The sequence below is a fragment of the Microbacterium cucumeris genome, from assembly GCF_058349845.2.
This window is the reverse complement of record NZ_JBYRIZ020000004.1, coordinates 404,471-421,148: the sequence shown is the minus strand read 5'-3', so window position 1 is coordinate 421,148 and position 16,678 is coordinate 404,471. Positions and strand designations below refer to the sequence as shown.

Annotated in this window: 16 protein-coding genes; 7 read left to right on the top strand and 9 right to left on the bottom strand. The window is 67.3% G+C overall.

Annotated features, from left to right (window positions below):
• Nucleotides 1-231: 231 nt before the first annotated feature.
• From AC3RXZ_RS13600 to AC3RXZ_RS13580, 5 genes are all read right to left on the bottom strand, one after another.
• On the bottom strand, nucleotides 232-1,689 hold the full coding sequence (locus AC3RXZ_RS13600; RefSeq protein WP_491494349.1) for an HNH endonuclease signature motif containing protein: 1,458 nt from the start codon (nucleotides 1,687-1,689) through the stop codon (nucleotides 232-234).
• A 66-nt stretch (nucleotides 1,690-1,755) separates the two neighbouring features.
• On the bottom strand, nucleotides 1,756-2,358 hold the full coding sequence (locus AC3RXZ_RS13595) for a hypothetical protein (protein WP_498265590.1): 603 nt from the start codon (nucleotides 2,356-2,358) through the stop codon (nucleotides 1,756-1,758).
• 116 nt (nucleotides 2,359-2,474) lie between these two features.
• Nucleotides 2,475-3,509, bottom strand: coding sequence for an Eco57I restriction-modification methylase domain-containing protein (locus tag AC3RXZ_RS13590; RefSeq protein WP_491494347.1), 1,035 nt, complete (start codon nucleotides 3,507-3,509; stop codon nucleotides 2,475-2,477).
• 2 nt (nucleotides 3,510-3,511) lie between these two features.
• On the bottom strand, nucleotides 3,512-6,823 hold the full coding sequence (locus tag AC3RXZ_RS13585) for a DEAD/DEAH box helicase (protein ID WP_491494346.1): 3,312 nt from the start codon (nucleotides 6,821-6,823) through the stop codon (nucleotides 3,512-3,514).
• Complete coding sequence (locus AC3RXZ_RS13580) at nucleotides 6,816-7,463, bottom strand: DNA methyltransferase family protein (protein ID WP_491494345.1); 648 nt, start codon at nucleotides 7,461-7,463, stop codon at nucleotides 6,816-6,818. The genes AC3RXZ_RS13585 and AC3RXZ_RS13580 overlap by 8 nt, the downstream gene beginning before the upstream one ends.
• Before the next feature lie 238 nt (nucleotides 7,464-7,701).
• On the opposite strand from AC3RXZ_RS13580, the gene AC3RXZ_RS13575 reads away from it, so the two are divergent.
• The 3 genes from AC3RXZ_RS13575 (at nucleotide 7,702) to AC3RXZ_RS13565 (ending at nucleotide 9,962) form a co-directional block, all read left to right on the top strand.
• Nucleotides 7,702-7,974, top strand: a complete 273-nt coding sequence (locus AC3RXZ_RS13575; RefSeq protein WP_491494344.1) for a helix-turn-helix domain-containing protein — start codon at nucleotides 7,702-7,704, stop codon at nucleotides 7,972-7,974.
• Between the two features lie 72 nt (nucleotides 7,975-8,046).
• Nucleotides 8,047-8,409, top strand: coding sequence for a hypothetical protein (locus AC3RXZ_RS13570; protein WP_243229609.1), 363 nt, complete (start codon nucleotides 8,047-8,049; stop codon nucleotides 8,407-8,409).
• A gap of 128 nt (nucleotides 8,410-8,537) precedes the next feature.
• Nucleotides 8,538-9,962, top strand: coding sequence for a dicarboxylate/amino acid:cation symporter (locus AC3RXZ_RS13565; protein ID WP_243229608.1), 1,425 nt, complete (start codon nucleotides 8,538-8,540; stop codon nucleotides 9,960-9,962).
• Nucleotides 9,963-10,568: 606 nt separating this feature from the next.
• On the opposite strand, the gene AC3RXZ_RS13560 is transcribed toward AC3RXZ_RS13565, so the two are convergent.
• The 3 genes from AC3RXZ_RS13560 to AC3RXZ_RS13550 all read right to left on the bottom strand — a co-directional run bounded on the left by AC3RXZ_RS13560 (nucleotide 10,569) and on the right by AC3RXZ_RS13550 (nucleotide 13,165).
• Nucleotides 10,569-12,338, bottom strand: coding sequence for a cation:proton antiporter (locus AC3RXZ_RS13560; protein ID WP_491494343.1), 1,770 nt, complete (start codon nucleotides 12,336-12,338; stop codon nucleotides 10,569-10,571).
• A gap of 49 nt (nucleotides 12,339-12,387) precedes the next feature.
• Nucleotides 12,388-12,612 carry a DUF2795 domain-containing protein gene (locus tag AC3RXZ_RS13555; protein ID WP_491494342.1) on the bottom strand — a complete coding sequence of 75 codons (225 nt, stop codon included), beginning with the start codon at nucleotides 12,610-12,612 and terminating at the stop codon, nucleotides 12,388-12,390.
• A 130-nt stretch (nucleotides 12,613-12,742) separates the two neighbouring features.
• Nucleotides 12,743-13,165 carry an Hsp20/alpha crystallin family protein gene (locus tag AC3RXZ_RS13550; protein ID WP_243229605.1) on the bottom strand — a complete coding sequence of 141 codons (423 nt, stop codon included), beginning with the start codon at nucleotides 13,163-13,165 and terminating at the stop codon, nucleotides 12,743-12,745.
• Nucleotides 13,166-13,286: 121 nt separating this feature from the next.
• Between AC3RXZ_RS13550 and AC3RXZ_RS13545 the strand changes: the two genes are divergently transcribed.
• The 4 genes from AC3RXZ_RS13545 to AC3RXZ_RS13530 all read left to right on the top strand — a co-directional run bounded on the left by AC3RXZ_RS13545 (nucleotide 13,287) and on the right by AC3RXZ_RS13530 (nucleotide 15,641).
• On the top strand, nucleotides 13,287-13,577 hold the full coding sequence (locus tag AC3RXZ_RS13545) for a MerR family transcriptional regulator (protein ID WP_243229604.1): 291 nt from the start codon (nucleotides 13,287-13,289) through the stop codon (nucleotides 13,575-13,577).
• A gap of 42 nt (nucleotides 13,578-13,619) precedes the next feature.
• Nucleotides 13,620-14,252 carry a phosphoribosyltransferase gene (locus AC3RXZ_RS13540; protein ID WP_491494341.1) on the top strand — a complete coding sequence of 211 codons (633 nt, stop codon included), beginning with the start codon at nucleotides 13,620-13,622 and terminating at the stop codon, nucleotides 14,250-14,252.
• A gap of 41 nt (nucleotides 14,253-14,293) precedes the next feature.
• A complete protein-coding gene (locus AC3RXZ_RS13535; protein ID WP_491494340.1) occupies nucleotides 14,294-15,340 on the top strand; it encodes an LLM class flavin-dependent oxidoreductase in 1,047 nt (348 codons plus the stop codon).
• Nucleotides 15,341-15,431: 91 nt separating this feature from the next.
• Nucleotides 15,432-15,641: a methyltransferase gene (locus AC3RXZ_RS13530; protein WP_243229601.1), complete on the top strand. Its 210-nt coding sequence runs from the start codon at nucleotides 15,432-15,434 to the stop codon at nucleotides 15,639-15,641.
• 72 nt (nucleotides 15,642-15,713) lie between these two features.
• Here AC3RXZ_RS13530 and pheA read toward each other — a convergent pair whose 3' ends face one another.
• Nucleotides 15,714-16,664: a prephenate dehydratase gene (pheA, locus tag AC3RXZ_RS13525; protein ID WP_491494339.1), complete on the bottom strand. Its 951-nt coding sequence runs from the start codon at nucleotides 16,662-16,664 to the stop codon at nucleotides 15,714-15,716.
• Nucleotides 16,665-16,678 lie beyond the last annotated feature (14 nt).

Below are 16,678 nucleotides of genomic sequence, written 5' to 3'. Positions count from 1 at the left end.
CGCACTCTGGCCGGGCACAAGTACGGCGCCACCCGCTGCCCTGCTGCCCGCTGCCCGCTGCCCGCTGCCCGCTGCGAGCGGTACCCGGCCGGACGTGCACACACACGGCACCACCCCGCCGACCGCGGCGGAGCGTCCGGCCAGACCTGCGGACCGGCATACCCAACGATCCGCCGGTCCGCACTCCGGCCGGACGTACTCGCGCACGAACCATCCACCGATCCCCCGGGATCACGCGGCCGGGCGGAAGCGTTTCGGCGGCGGATCGATCCCGATCCCGCCCCAGGCGTAGAGCAGAACGGCTCGCGGTTTCAGGACATGACGATCCCCATCGGGATGGTGGAGGACGAAGTCATCCTTGCGCTCGCGGGTGATCCGCCATCGGCCGTGGTGCAAAGTCATGTGGTGGTAGCGGCACAGCAGGATGCCGCGGTCGATGTCGGTGCGCCCACCACTGGACCATTCGTCGATGTGGTGCGCTTCGCAGTATGACGCGGGGCGGTCGCAGCCGTGCCAGCGGCATCCTCCGTCGCGGATCGCGAGCGCGACGCGTTGCGCGGGGGTGAACAGCCGATGCTCCCGGCCGACGTCGAGAGGGTTGCCCTGCCCGTCGAGCGTGACGAGGGTCGCTCCGCTCTCGCAGATGCGTTGCTCGGCGGTCGCGGAGGGCAGGACCGTCAATCCGTCCTCGGTATGCGCCGTGGGAGCCGGAGCACCGGCACTGTCGACCACCTGGACGAGCCGGACTCCGGCTTGCCGGGTGCCGAACACCGCCTCGGCCTCCGCGAGGACACCCGCGCGCACGACGTCCATGAGCAGGTCGAACGCGAGCTGGTCATTCGACCGCGGGTCATCGATGAGCGAAGCCGCCTGTGCCTTTTCTTCGGGGTCGACGAAACGCGGACCACCGCGTCGCGGTCGCAGGGCGGAGGCCATGATCGCGTCGAAGAACGCACCGCTCTCCTCGTCGAACACGATGTCTCCGCGGCGGCGCCCGAGCGAGTCGCGATACGTGCGCAGCGAGCGCGCCTCGTACTGTGCTGCGAAACGCGCGGCCGCGCCGTCGGGGTCGAGCAGGTCCCGCAGCGCCCGGGCGGCCGCGCGCAGCTCTTCGACGGTGCGGTCGGGGGCTTCGGCGATGAGCTGCTCGGCAGCGCAGGACCACGCTTCGCGCATAACGGCGGCGTCGGCCTCCGCCACCGGCGGCTCACCCAGACCGCCGCGGATGACGTCGAACTGGGCCGATGTGATCGCCTGTTCCTGGAGGGCCGCGCGCAGCGGTTCGTGCCACGGCACGGCAGGCACCGGAGCGACGGCATTCTCAGAATCCGTCGGCGCGGCCTCGGGCTCCTCCATCAGCGCGAGTCCGACGCGCACCTCGCGCGCAGCCTCGCCCTTCGTCGAGCCCGTGATGCTCTGCACTAGGTCCACGGCGGAGCGGCGCCCGCGCGATTGAGCGAGGCCGGCGTGCCCCTGGTCGCGGGTCGATCGGCTCGCGGCGATGCCGACGGCGACGAGCTTCAGCTGCTCGACCTGAGCCGCGATGCCGACGGCTTCTTCGATGACCGCGACGATCTCGGCATCCGTCATCGCGGAGATCGTCGCCTGCACGTCGTCAGCGCAGGCGCCCGGCGCGAGATGCCCACGCAACGTGGGGATCAGGGCCGCAACCTCGCTGAAAAGTGCCATAGTTCATGATGACGAAGGCCTCCGACATTGAGAGCTTCTTTCGAGCCTCGTGAGCCCGTTGTTCGATCACGAAACGATAACGTCTGCATTCTTGCCGTACCGGAACCGGTCGGCCTTGTCGATCTCGGTGAGCACTCCGTGCTCGTCACGCAGCCACCAGCGCCCCGCGGCGTCGTGGAAGGTGAACTCGACCATCGGCGTCGGCCACCGACCGTACCTCGGACCGCGTGCGCGCCAGGCATCCACCGCGGGCTTCTTGAGATCCGGGCGATGCGGTTCGTGCGCCGTGGGAGGTAGAACACGGACCCACCCGGCGTAGTTGCACTCGTCGGGGTGCGCGAACAGACCGAGCGAGACGGAGTAGACCGGCGCGGCAGACAGGTTCTGGATGCAGATCTCCGCCGTCGGCTCGTCGTCGTCGTTCACGATCGCCCAGGCAGACACCAGCTCCGCCTGCGCGCGCGTGCGGTCCTCGATCTCGCGGCGTTCCCGCTCCCGGTCCGCCTGATACGCCTTCTCGGTCGTCTCGTGCGACCGGCGCGCCATGTCGCGCCCCTCGCTCTCGGCCCGATACGCCCGGTAGGCGTAGACGCCGGCGGCGACAGCGGCCACGGCCGCGACGCTCGTCATGATCGCCTCGATCGATTCCGGGTTCCAACCCCACGCCATCGTTTCGCGCCCCCCTGTTTCACGGACACGATCAGGCTATAGGGGACCTTGTGCGAGCATCTTCGTCGGTCGATGGATCTTCGGCATCGCCGTGCGGAATCAGGCCCCGTCCGGCATCAAGCCATCGGTTTGACGTGCGACTCGATGAACTCGATCTCGGACTCGTCAAGCCCGTACTTCACGTACAGCTGCTGATCGATCTCGGGGATCGACGTGGTCCAGTCGATGTCGGACGTCTCAGTGAAGTCCTGGAGCGGGACGTGCTTCCAGACCTTCGCCGGATTGTGCTGGGTGATCTTGAGGATGCCGAGCATGGCGCGCGCGAACTTGGTCTTCACATACTTGAGGCAGGCCTGTGCATACGCCTCGTCGTCGAAGGCCCCGATCGTGATGAACGTCTGGGTTACTGCGACTTCAGGCTCCGCTACGAATGGGCTCGAGAGCACCTCGCCGAGTGCACCAGAGCCGTTAGCAGCTGTGACGACGACCTTGAACTTGTTGAAGCTCGCAGGGCCGGTGATGTAGTCCTTGCGAATCCAGCGTGAGAGGCGGCGGTTCTTGATCAGGCCAAGCACCCGCACGTAATCCTGCCCATCGTGAGGCCGGTCCGGGTGATAGAGGAACGAGAACTGCTCGAACGCGTTCGTGTTCACCAGTGCTGCGTTGCCATCGGGACGAAGCGCTCGCGCTTCCGGATGCTGGTCGTACAGCGCGTCCGTGTAGCGGAACGACCGTGAGCTCGTGATGGCTGGGGCGATCGACGGTTCGTGAGCCGCATTGACCTTGTGGAGGATCTCGTTGAGTTCGGGATAGCTGGTGAAGGTGTCGATCGGCTCGTCGTCACGTTCTTCGTCCCAGTACGTGACCGCGATCCCGCCCTTGATGTCCGTGCCGGGGAACAGGTCGTTGCTGTTGGGCACATAGTGCGGAACGCTCAGATGCCTGTCCGCCAACATCTTCTCGTTCCACGCCTTCGGCGTGAATCCGGCGTTGAAGAGGAATCGTGCCGGCGTGATGAGCACCGCCTTGCGCCCCACTTCATAGGCGGCGTCCATGAATTGGTGGTAGACCGGCGTGTCTCGTGTTCCGTCCCCCTGCGCCTCCTCCTGGTAGGGAGGGTTGCCGATCACGACATCGAACTTCTTACCCATGGTCAGTCGCCTTCCGTCAGCATGTCTTCGATCGTCCTCGTTCGTTCTTCGCCGGTCATCTTCGCGAGGTTGCCCACCCGGAAATGGCCTGACTCTTCGAGCCAGTTCTTGCGCTCGGCAACCCCTCCGGAGACGGCTTCAAGGGTGATCCTATGGAGGATCTCGTTATGGCTCATCTCGAACACCTGCGAGGTGAGGATGTGCCTCAACCGCTCGCTCTTGTCCGGAATCCGACCTGCGAGCCCGACGTCCAGACGGCGCACCAGCTCCATGAGAAACAGGCCCGCCGTGGAGAAGAGATCGGCGAACGTCTTCTCGGGGTCTTCGAAGATCCCGGGGTTCTCCCTCTCGAGAATGTCCACCATCCTCTTCACGACCGGCTGCGGCGTGAAGACGAGCGAGGTCTTCTGCTGGGGGATGTAGGCGAAGATGTTCTCGGTCTGCGCGTCGTCGAAATAGTCCGCCAGAGCCTCCTTCTTGTCCAGGAACTCCTGGATCGACTGGTCGAACACCGACTCGTCGAAGAGCCCGGGGATCTTGGTGACCGTGCCGTCATCCTCCATGACCTCCTGGCCGTCGCGCAGCAGACGGAACTCCGCCTCGCTGATCCCGGTGATCTCTTCGAAGACGTCGTCGGGCGTGTAATCGTCGAAGTTCGACAGGCGGATGCCCCGGTCGCCATACGCCATGAGGAACATCGGGATGGTGCGGGCGAAGCCGCGCAGATGCGAGCGTGCATCGTCCATGGTCTGGTCGGCGCGCTTCTGCTCCTTCTTCTTCTCCTCGCGTTCGACGACGGTCTTTGTGATCGACTCGGTGGTCTCCATCAGAATCGCAGCGACGCTCTCGTGGAAGGCCTTCTCCTGCTCGGTCTTCTTCACGGCGATCACGGCTGCGTCGGCCTCGGTGGGCGCTTCGGCCAGCTCATCAGCGAGGTGCTTGGACGCGATCTCGTGCTCGATGCGCACGCGCTCGAACCTGCGCGCGACCTCTGCCTCGGTGGCCTTCTCGTCGCGCTCGACCTGCTTCTTGGTCAGCCCGTACTCGACCTGAAGCTTCTCGCGAGTGTCGCGCGCCTTCTCCGTCACGAGCTTCGCGAGCTTCATCACCACTTCGGCCGTGGGGGCGTCCGGATCCGTCGTGGGGATGTCGTCGGTGCGCCAGACGGGAGTGCCGAGCTCGGCGACCTTCGGATTGATGACTGTCTCGAGGTCGACCTCTGCGTTGCCGTCGCCGTCGACGTTCGGCAACGGTTCCGGGAGGTCCAGTTCCTTCTTCTTGAGCTTGCCCTGTTCGGCGGTCGGGAGCTTGTCGAGGATCTTCTTGACATGCTCCGAGTATCGGAAGATCCCCGCGACATTGGCGAAGAGCAGATTCGACAGGAAGCCGCGCCGCACGACCTCGCGTGCCTTGAACACCTTCGGGAAGGTGAGCACCTGCGCGGCGTCGAGCTCGACCATGCGCCCCTCGGCGTCCTCGCCGATCACGGGGAAGAAGTTCAGGAGTGTCCGGATGTTCTCGCGGCGCACGCCTTCGTCACCCGACGGATTCGGGCGGAGATTGTTCGCGAACTCGTCGAAGATCGTGAGCGTACGCTCGGGTGCGAAGTCGAACACGTACGCGTTCCTCTTCTGGAAGACCCGTCCGCCGCGCTCGAACGTGCAGGGGTTCTGCGCACGGAAGGCCGCCTGCATGTACAGCGCCGGCGAGGTGACGTTCGACAGCATGACGACCGCCGTCCACTCGGGCACAGTGACACCCGTGGTGAGCTGGCCGACCGAGAGCGTGATCGTCCTGCCGCCGGTCTTCTCGGCAGCGGCGATGGCTTCGCGCACCTTGTCGAGCGACGCCTTCGACTGCACGAAATCACTGTCGTCATCTGCGCCACGTCCGTCGCCGGCCGCGAGGACGACTGTGTAGTCCTTGAAGACCGGATGCTTGTTCAGCAGGCGCTGCAGGGCCTTCGCCGATGCGACCCGATCGAGCAACCAGAAGGAGTGTCGGATCTCGTCGCGCAGTTCCGGCGTCGAGAACGGGTACTTCTCGTTCACGGACAGCCGGTCGAGGAATGCCTGGACATCGGCTTCGTGCTCGAAGAATCCGTTGTCCTTCGTGCGGAAGAACTCTCCGAGGTCGAAGGCGTAGTCGATGTTCGCCTCGTCCTCGGCGATCGCGACGCCCTCGGCCAGACGATCACTGATCATCCGCGAGACCTGGTATGTGAGCAGGTTGAGCGTGGGCAGTGACTCGTAGGGGTTCTCCTGTTCGGGATCAACCCATCCGGCGCGTGCGGCCTGCTCGTCCTCGTAGGTCCAGTTGAAGATCTGGTCCTGACCGAACTTGCCGGCGGCGAGAGCCTTGAACGGCGTGCCCGACAGGTGGAGTGTCCACTTGCGCCTGATCTGCTCGAAGGCGACGTCGGTCTTCGTCGTGTCGACGCCCTCATGAGCCTCGTCGATGACGAGCAGGTCCCAGTCGAACTGCGCGATGTGCTTGAGCTTCTCGTGACTGCCACCGAAATAGACCGAGCCCTTGAGGTCCTGCAGCGAGAGGAACTCGACGATGCGCGGATCCTCGTCGCTGGTGTGCGAGGCATACGACGACCACTGCTGTCTCGTCATCGTGGGGCGCCCGTTCAACGACGGTGATTCGGAGACGAATCGATACGTCGTCTGATGCCCGATGAAGCGGTCGAAGTCGTCGAGCCACGAGTTCGCGATCGCCGGACGGTTCGTCACGATGAGCACGCGACGAGCCTCGAGCCTGCGCATGAGGTCGTAGGTGGTGAGCGTCTTGCCGAACCGCGGCTTGGCGTTCCACAGCACATCCGCCTTGCCATCGCGGAAGGCCACCAGCGCCTGATCGCCGGCTGCCTTCTGCTCAGGCCGCAGCGCGTAGTCCTCCTTCGCGTCGCTCTGCATCTCGATCGCGAACGAGCCGGAAACGAAATCGAGCAGGTACTGCCGCGACGACTTCGGTGCTCCGTCGAAGCGGTGCCATTCCGTGCGCTTCGGCCGTTCCGGCGACGCCGGAACACCGTCGCGTTCGATGCCCTGCTGCCTGAGATAGGCATGGAAGTCGTGGTCCGTGAACCAACCGCCCCCGGGCGTCATGTAGGCGGCGTTGAACACCCATTCGATCTTCTTGGTGATCGAGAGCTGCGACGCCTGCTGAGCGACGCGTGCCTCAGCACCGCCTTCCTGCTCCGTGTAGCCGATCTTCTCCCACCCGGCGTACTTGGGAACATCCGGCGTGCTCCACGAGTAGATCTGCGGTGTGATCTCGCGGAAGGTGCTGATCGTCGGACTAGGCATGAACAGTCGTCTTCCTATGAACTTGGCGGATCGGGCACAGCTCGAACGACTCGTACTCGTTGAAGTCGAAGGCATCGGCGCTTCGCAGCGAGTTGAAGGTGAACGGCTCCCGCAGGACCACCGATGGGTCGCTCGCTTGGCGTGTCCACCACGAGAACTCGATGTCCTCACCTTCCGGGTTTCGACCGGTCAACGTGTTGCCGCGGCGGATGTTCGTGTCGATCAGGAACACCGCTGCTCGGTGGAGATCTGTGCGGGGGCCGCAGGAGATGCCATGCGAGTCGTGAAAGCGCACGAACTCATTGATGAGCGCGCTCTGCGCATCCCTGTGGTTGTCCTCGAGCAGCTCGATCGCGTAGATCGACGCGAGCGCGAAGAGGGTCTCGCGCGGCCAGACCGAGCGGGTGAAACGGCTCTCGATCACGGCGAGCTTGCGCTGCAGGATGGCGATGAGGAAGTTGCCATCCCCGGCAGCCGGTTCCAGGAAAGTCTTGTCGACGAAATCGGCACCGGACTCGAGCTCATCGCTGACGAGATCGAGCATCTGATCGACCATCGAGCGTGGCGTGAACACCTCGCCATATGCCTTGACGCGGTGTCGCGACTTCACGATCTGACGGCCGTTCTCGGGGTTGGTCATGCCTTCCGGTCCTCGGCCGACGGCGAGAACGCGTGTGCGCGCATATGCGAACGAGAGGATCTCCGCGTTTCCGCTACCGGGCGAAAGTACCCGGCGGTGGTGGCATCGGCCACGCTCCGCCGCCGCGGCTTGACCAGCCGCTCGACGGCCACTCGTTCCCTACCCACAAGCGAGAGTGTACAAGTACCCGGGGACGCCCACCCTGGCACTCGCTACCGGCGCCGACCACGCTTGATGGGTGCCCCTTACGCCCTCGCCCGCAGCAGCCCACATCGGCGCCCGGATCGCGGCCGAACGCAAACGGCGCGGGCTCACTCAGGACCAGCTCGCGGTGCTCAGCGAGATCGACTCGTCGAACATCCGCAGCTACGAATCGGGCCGGTCGATGCTCAGCATCCTGACTCTCCTCAAGATCGCGGACGCCCTCCGGACGACGCCCGGCGACCTCCTCGACGGCGTGACGGTCGACATGTTCGGCAGGGGCGCCACCCCCTCGCGCCGCACCGCCTGACCTCCCGCCCTGGGCACCTCTCCCCATGCACGTCCCCCTATCGATCAGCTGAGAACGCGCTACCGTGGTTCCATGAACACCGACCGGAAACTGCGCACCCGCCTTCTCTCCGCCGTGCCGATCGCGGCACTGGCGTTCTCCCTCGCCGCGTGCGGAGCTCCGGCCGCGGAACGTCCCTCCACCGAAGAACTGAGCGAGGGGATCACGACGATCCTGGAGGACCAGGGTCTGACCGTCGGTGACGGTGAGGACGCCCAGCTCACTCCCGACCAGGTCGACTGCATCTCCGGCGAGCTCCTCGACTCCGAGATCTCCGACCAGGACCTCGCCAACCTCGCCGAGGGCAAGGATGAGCAGACCTCCCAAGACGCCTTCAACCTCGTCCAGACCACGATGACCGAGGCTGTCCAGACCTGCGCCGCTCCGGCGGAGTAGAACTCTTTCGAACGGTGACGGATGCCGCGGCATCCGTCACCGTTCGTCATATCCACCCTGGGAATGGGCTGACAGTCCTAGCGTTGACTCCCATCGGCGCGCATCGGCGCGCCCCGTATTGGAGTCTCATGAGCACCACTGCCCGCGCCCAGAAGGCGCCAGACACCCGCAGCCCCATCCGGAAGCTGCTGACATCGTTCGGCTTCCAGATCATCGCGGCCCTCGTCCTCGGCATCGTCGCCGGACTCATCGGCCGCCAGATCGGTCCGAACGAGGACGGCAGCGCCAACGCCCTCGCCGCCACGCTCGACACGATCGGCAGCTCGTACGTGACGCTGCTGCGCGCCGCCGTGGTCCCCCTCATCTTCACCGCGATCGTGGCGAGCATCTCGAACCTGCGCCGCGTCCAGAACGCCGCGCGTCTCGCCGGCCAGACCATCCTCTGGTTCTGCATCACCGCCTTCATCGCCGTGACCATCGCGATCGTCCTCGGACTCGTCATCCAGCCGGGCTCCCGCGCCGGTGAGGGACTCGAACCCGGCGACCCGTACACGGTCGGCACGTGGTGGAACTTCCTGCTGGGGCTCATCCCGCAGAACTTCCTCGGCCTCGGCGCGAGCACGTCCGTCGACCTCGAGACCGGCGACGCCACGACGGGCATCAGCTTCAACATCCTGCAGATCATCGTCGTCGCCGTCGTCGTCGGCATCGCGGCCCTCAAGGCCGGCAAGAAGGCCGAGCCCTTCCTCGTCTTCACCGAGTCGCTGCTCAAGGTGATCCAGCGCGTGCTGTGGTGGATCATCCGCATCGCCCCGATCGGCACCTTCGGCCTCATCGGCGCCGCCGTCATCGAGTACGGGTGGGACAAGCTCATCGGACTCGGATGGTTCGCCGGCGCCATCTACCTCGGACTCGCGATCGTGCTGTTCGTCGTGTACCCGGTGCTGATCAAGTCGCACAAGCTGTCGATCAAGCAGTACTTCTCGGGCGTCTGGCCCGCGGTGCAGCTGGCGTTCGTCAGCCGCTCCTCCATCGGCACCCTGCCCCTGACCGAGCGCGTCACCGAGCGCAACCTCGGCGTGCCCTCCTCCTACGCGTCGTTTGCAGTGCCTCTCGGCGCGACGACGAAGATGGACGGCTGCGCCGCGATCTATCCGGCGATCGCCGCGATCTTCGTCGCGCAGTTCTTCGGCATCCAGCTGGACTTCGTCCAGTACCTGCTCATCGTCATCGTGTCGGTGTTCGGCTCGGCCGCGACCGCCGGCACGACCGGCGCCGTCGTCATGCTCACCCTGACGCTGTCGACGCTCGGCCTGCCGCTCGAGGGCGTTGGACTTCTCCTCGCGATCGACCCGATCCTCGACATGGGCCGCACCGCGGTCAACGTCGCGGGCCAGGCCCTGGTCCCGACGATCGTCGCCAAGCGCGAGGGCATCCTCGACGAGGACCTCTACAACGCGCCGCGCGAGGGCCTTCCGTTCGCGGACGACTCGGGCGACGAGGCGGATGCTCCCGAGCAGGATGCTGCGGCGGAGCCGGCCGGCACCCGCTGACGCCTTCGCCCGTCCCTCGCTCGTCGAACCCTCCGCTCGTCGAGCGAGGACGGCGCAGCCGACCGAGTCGAAACGCGGTCACCGACGAGACCCGCAGGGAACCGCGTTTCGACTCGCTCCGCTCGCTCAACGAACGGGGGAAAGGGGAAGACGGCGTCCCTCGCTCCGCTCGCTCAACGAACGGAGAAAGGGGACGACGGCACCCACCCGCCGCTCGTTGAGCGAGGACGGCGCAGCCGACCGAGTCGAAACGCGGTCACCGTCGAGACCCGCAGGGAACCGCGTTTCGACTCGCTCCGCTCGCTCAACGAACGGGGGAAAGGGGAAGACGGCGTCCCTCGCTCCGCTCGCTCAACGAACGGAGAAAGGGGACGACGGCACCCACCCGCCGCTCGTCGAGCGAGGACGGCGCAGCCGACCGAGTCGAAACGCGGTCACCGACGAGACCCGCAGGGAACCGCGTTTCGACTCGCTCCGCTCGCTCAACGAACGGGGGGGGGAAGCTCAACGAACGGGGAAGGAGAGGACGCCGGACTGACCCCGTCATGGCAACGAGACCCCGTCGTATCCACGCGAATACGACGGGGGCTCGTCAATCGAGGGCGACTACGCGCGGGACTGCGGCCGGGTGGCGCCGCGCGTGTCCAGCGCCAGCTCCTCGGCATCCATCGCGGTGATCAGCTCGCGCATGAGCTCCTCGTCCAGCGTGCCGGCATCCCGCTCCTCCAGCAGGATCTCGCGCCGCACGTGCAGCCACCCCTTTGACAGCGCGACCAGGTCCTCGTACGACGGGCGGCTCACCGCCTCCTCGGTCTCCTGCGCCTGATCGGTGTCCTTCTCGATCTTCGTCATGCGCTGCGCGAAAGCATCGAAGATCGCGAGATCCGACGCCCCGTACTTCTGCTCCCACACCGCCCGCTTGTGCGCGATGAACTCGGTCCCGGCCTGCTTCGTCCGCGCACGCACGGCGGCGAGCGCCTCGGCATCCTCCACCCGGTCCGCATCGGACGCGACTCCGAGCCGCCTGATCAGCACCGGCAGCGTCAGCCCCTGCAGAAGCAGCGTCCCGACCGTCACGACGAACGCCACCACGACGATCGCGTGCGACGCCTCGGCATCCAGCTCCGCGAGATCCGCCGCGGCGAGCGCGGTCGCCAGCGTCACCACGCCGCGCATGCCTGCCCACGAGATGACCGCATTGTCCTTCCGGTCCAGCGCCGGCTCGGTGAAGCGGGCGCGCATCTCCTCGGTCGTCGGGCGCCGCCTCTGCCTGCCGGCCGCCGCCCGCTCCGGATGCTTCGCCGCGAAACGCTCCCGACGCTCCTGCTCCATCCGTTCGCGGCGCTCCCATTCCCCGGACGCGACCGCCCTCTCCCACCGGCGCAACCGCATCCGCTGCATCCACATCGCCCACGCGTGCGCCGGATAGATGTATGCGGGCCGCACCACGAGCACGACGAGGAGCACCACGCCGGACAGCACGAGGATCTCCCCCACCGACTCGCGCTCGAGATCGCTGAGGACCCGCGGCAGCTGCAGTCCGATATAGGCGAACACGAAACTCTCCAGCAGGAAGTCAGCGGACAGCCACAGCGGCGCCTCCTGCTGCCGGGTCGTGTAATCCGTGCGCGGGGCGTTGTAACCGACGTACAGTCCCATCGCGACGACGGCCAGCACGCCCGAGCCGCCCAGGTGCTCCGCGATCGCGTACGCGCCGAAGGGCACGAGCAGTCCGAACGTCCCGATCACGACCGGGTCGTCCAGCCGGATGCGCAGCTGGTGCAGCAGGATGCCGAAGACGAGGCCGATCACGACGCCGACGACCACGGCGACGATGAACTGCCAGACCCCATCCCACACCGTGAGCGTCGCACCCGCGACGATCGCCGCGAACACGCGATACAGCGTCAGCGACGTGGCGTCGTTGATCAGGCTCTCGCCCGACAGCACCGTCATGACCCGGCGCGGCAGGCCGAGCTTCCGGCCGATCGCGGCCGCGGACACGGCGTCCGGCGGCGCCACGATCGCCCCGAGCAGCAGCGCGCCGGGAAGCGTGAGCGACGGGAAGATCAGCCACGCCACGAGTCCCACCGCGAGCGCGGTGATGAGCACCAGCCAGATGCCGAGCCGACGGATCTGCGGGAGGCTCCGCTTGAACCCCACGAAAGAGACGTCCAGCGCCGCCGAGTACAGCAGCGGCGGCAGCACGAGGTTCAGCAGCACGTGCCCGTCGATCTCCAGCTCCGGCACGAACGGCAGGAAGGATGCCGCGAGCGCCACGACCGTCACGAGCAGTGGTGCCGGCCACCCCCGCCATCGGGCGAAGGCCGCCACGGAGATCGCGCCGACGAGGACGTAGAACAGCTCGGCATCCATGCGGTCAGGTTATCGTCCGGATCGCCGTCGCCCGCGGCATCCGTCCGGTTCAGCCGGCGACGAGTGCGCCCGCCACCGGTGCACCCGTGCGGGGGTGCGCGAGGCGATAGCGGATGTGCCAGCGAGCGCTGAAGCTCTGATCCGGCAGCGTGTCCAGCACCGCGCGATCGCTGGGGCTGAGCCCATCGCGTGCAGCCTCCCGCAGGAGATCATCCTTCGTCGCGGGGTACTCCATGTTCGCGAGGAAGGCATCGAGTGCGGGGGAAACGGCCATGATGGCTCTCCTTTCTGATCTGGGAGGTCTGATCTGGGAGATCTGATCCCGGAGGGATGCCGGGTGCACCGCCATGGACACCCCGGCATCCCTCATCGGCGAGGGGACGGACGTGCTCACGTCCCCCGGATCACGCCGTGACGGCGCGGCGCTGGTCGAGGGACTCCACCGCGATCTTGCGCGGCTTCGCGCGTTCGCTGACAGGGATGATGACCGACAGCACACCGCTCTCGTACGAGGCGCTGATCTGATCCAGATCGACACCGTCCCCGAGCGTGAACTGGCGGAGGTAGGTCCCGGCCGTGCGCTCGCGCGCGATCCAGCGGACACCGTCACGGGTGTCTCCGGTGCGCTGCGCGCGGATCGACAGCTGGCCGCCGTCGACATCCACGTCGATCGAACCGGGATCGACTCCGGGCAGGTCCGCGCAAAGGACGTAGCGGTCGCCGTCGCGGAAGAGGTCGACCGGCATCACGCGCGGTGACCTCGCGGAGTCGAGCACGGCCGCTGCGAACCGGTCGAGCTGACTGAAGGGATCGATTGTCATTGCCATGAGCGTTCTCCTTTCGTCTTCGATGACTCAGCCGCGCTGCAGATAATCTGCAACCCGTGCTGTAACTTTGTTATAGATCGATTCGAGATGATCTGCAAGTTCTGATAAGGAAATTTTCAGCATGACGAACAGGGACTCCCGCACACCGCTGTACGGCATCGCCGTCGCCGCCGAGCTCGCCGGCGTCCCTCAGGCGACGCTGCGGCAGTTCGAGGCGAAGGGACTGCTCACGCCGTCCCGCAGCGATGGAGGCACTCGCCGGTACAGCGACGACGACATGGCTCGTCTGCGGCGCGTCACCGACCTGCGTGACGCCGGTGTCAATCTCGCCGGAATCCGCCGGGTGCTCGAGCTGGAGGACGAGAACGCCAGCCTGCGCGACGAGCTCCGCGCCGACACCGCAGAGGGTTGACCGGCGGCCTCTCCCGGCGTAAGCCGGAGGAGAGGAGAACCCATGCGATTCGCTGATCGTCACGACGCCGGCCGCCGGCTCGCCGCGAAACTCCGCGACCACCAAGAGGAGCGCCCGGTCGTGCTCGGGCTTCCGCGCGGCGGCGTCCCGGTGGCCGCCGAGGTGGCCCGCGCTCTGGATGCCGACCTGGACGTCCTCGTGGTGCGCAAGCTCGGGGTGCCCGGACACGAGGAGGTCGCGATGGGAGCGGTCGGTGAGGACGGTGCAATGGTCCGGAACGAGGACGTCATCGCCATGGCGGGCGTCACCGAGTCCGCCGTGCACGCCGCCGTCCGACGCGAAGAGGCCGAGGTCGAGCGCCGCATCGACCTCCTGCGGCGAGGTCGCCCGGCACCGGAGCTGGACGGCCGGACCGTCATCGTCGTCGACGACGGCCTGGCGACGGGCGCGACGGCACGGGCCGGATGCGCGATCGCCCGCGCGCGGGGCGCCCGGCGCGTCGTCCTCGCGGTCCCGGTCGCCCCGCAGGACGCCGTCGCGCACGTCCCCGAGGCCGACGAGGTCGTCTGCCTGATCACACCAGAGGCCTTCATGGCGGTCGGCATGCACTACGTCGATTTCGCCCAGGTGTCCGATGGCGAGGTCGTCCGCCTCCTCGAGGAGTTCCCCGGCTGACGCCGGGAATGACTTCCGCCATGCCTCGGTTGCATCCGGGGATGACTTCCGCAGCACCCGCCCTCTCCGTCCTCGACCTCGTCCCCGTCCGCACCGGGCAGACCAGTGCGGAGGCGATCGCGGCCTCCCTCTCGCTGGCGGCCACCGCGGATCGTCTCGGCTACCGCCGCTACTGGTTCGCCGAGCACCACAACATGCCGGCCGTGGCGTCGACGACTCCGCCGGTGCTCATCGCGGCCGCGGCCACCCGCACGTCGCGCATGCGTCTCGGCTCGGGCGGCGTCATGCTCCCCAATCACGCACCTCTCATCGTCGCCGAGCAGTTCGCCGCTCTCGAGGCCATCGCGCCGGGTCGGATCGACCTCGGGCTCGGCCGCGCCCCGGGCAGCGACCCCGTCATCACACAGCTTCTGCGCGGATCCGGCACGACGAGCGACGTCGAGCAGTTCCCGAGACACGTGCAGGACATCACGCTGCTGCTGTCGGGCGAGGGCGCGCAGGTGCAGTTCACGTCCGGCGGCGAGTACACCGTGCGCTCGACGCCGGCGGCGACGGGCGTACCCGAGGTGTGGCTGCTCGGATCGAGCGACTACTCCGCGCAGCTGGCCGCCGCGCAGGGCCTGCCATATGTCTTCGCGAACCACTTCTCGGGCCAGGGTCTCGAACGCGCCCTCGACCTGTACCGCTCCGGCTACCGGCCGAGTGAGGCGCACCCCGAGCCGAAGACGTTCCTCACGGTGAACGCCGTCGCCGCTCCCACCCAGGAGGAGGCGGAAGCCCGCGCCCTCCCCCAGCTCCGGATGATGGCGCGTCTGCGCCTGAACAAGCCGCTGAACGCGCTCGAGACGGTCGACGAGGCCGCCTCCGCGGCATCCGATCCCGCGACCGATCAGGTCGTCAGTGCCGCCCGTGAGCGCTGGTTCGTCGGCACGGGCGAGTCCGTGGCCGCCGAGGTGCGCGCGTTCGCCGCGACCCACGGTGTCGACGAGGTCATGCTCTCCCCTGTGGCGGGCGCTTATGCCTCCGAGCCGATGGATGCCGCGGCCGGCCGCGCTCTGACGCTGGAGCTCGTCGCCGCCGCGCTATGACGCGCCCGCTGATCCCCCGCCCCTGAGCCGATGCGGTCTGGTGCCACGCGCCCGGGAGGCGTACGGTCGGGATCATCGGAAGGGAGTTCGCATGAGCACCACGAAGACTCGTGCCCTCTGGGTCGCCTACGGGACGAACGGCGTATGCGGAAGCATCCGTCACGAGGACGACGGCTACGTCGTCGTCATGGCCGGAGCGGATGCCGCGACGGGGACGTATCCCAGCCTGGAGTCCGCCAAGGGGGCGCTGCACTCGCACATGCCGCCGGGAAGCGCCTGGCCGCGGTTCCAGGAGCACTGACGCGCGATCTCCGGGGCGCTCGCGCCATCCTCGCGCCGAAGCCTCTCGGCCCGGCGGGACGCTCGGCAGGACTTATGTCTCGGGCTCGCCGGACAGCAGTCCGCGCAGCCAGTCGCGCGCCTCGACGAACACGTCGTCGGAGTAGCGGTCCGGGTACTGGACGATCTGGCGATCCGCACGCGGATAGGAGCCGAGGAACACCACGCGCGGACTGAACCGGCGGATGCCGAGCAGAGCGTCCGCCATGCGCTCATCCTGCACGTGCCCGTCGGCGTCGATCACGAAGCGATAGCGGCCCAGCTCATCGCCGATCGGACGCGACTCGATCAGCGACAGGTTGATGCCGCGCGTCGAGAACTGCTCGAGCATCTCGAGCAGCGAGCCGGGGTGGTCGTGCGGCAGCTCGACGATGAGCGAGGTCTTGTCCGCCCCCGTGGGCGAGGGCGGCAGGGTCGTCCGGGTCACGAGCACGAACCGCGTCACGGCCTGCTGGTTGTCGCCGATGCCCTCAGCGAGCACTTCGACGTCGTAGTGCTGCACGATGCCCGGTGCGGCGATCGCCGCCTGCGCAGGGCTCGAGCCGTCCAGCACCCCGATCGCGGACGCGACGTTGCTGGCGGCCGGCACGTGCGAGTGCTTCGGCAGATTCTCGCCGAGCCAGCCGTGGCACTGGGCGTACGCGACCGGATGCGCGGCGATCACGCTGACGTCCTCGAGCTTGGTCCCCGGCGGAGCCACCAGCACGAAGTTCACCCGGACCAGGTACTCCCCGATGATGCGGAGTCCTGGGAGGGTAGCAAGCGCGTCCTGCGTCGTGGAGACGCCGCCCTCGATCGAGTTCTCGATCGCGATCATGGCGGCGTGGCTGCGCCCCTCGAGCACGTCGGCGAGCGCCTCGCCGACGTTGTGCACGGCCCGCCAGTCCTGACCTCGCGCCTCGGCCACCTGATCGAGCGCCGCCTCGGTGAAGGTGCCGGCTGGTCCGAGATAGCTGTAGGTGCGCCGTTCAGTCACGCGTTTCACCTTAGCCCTCCCGT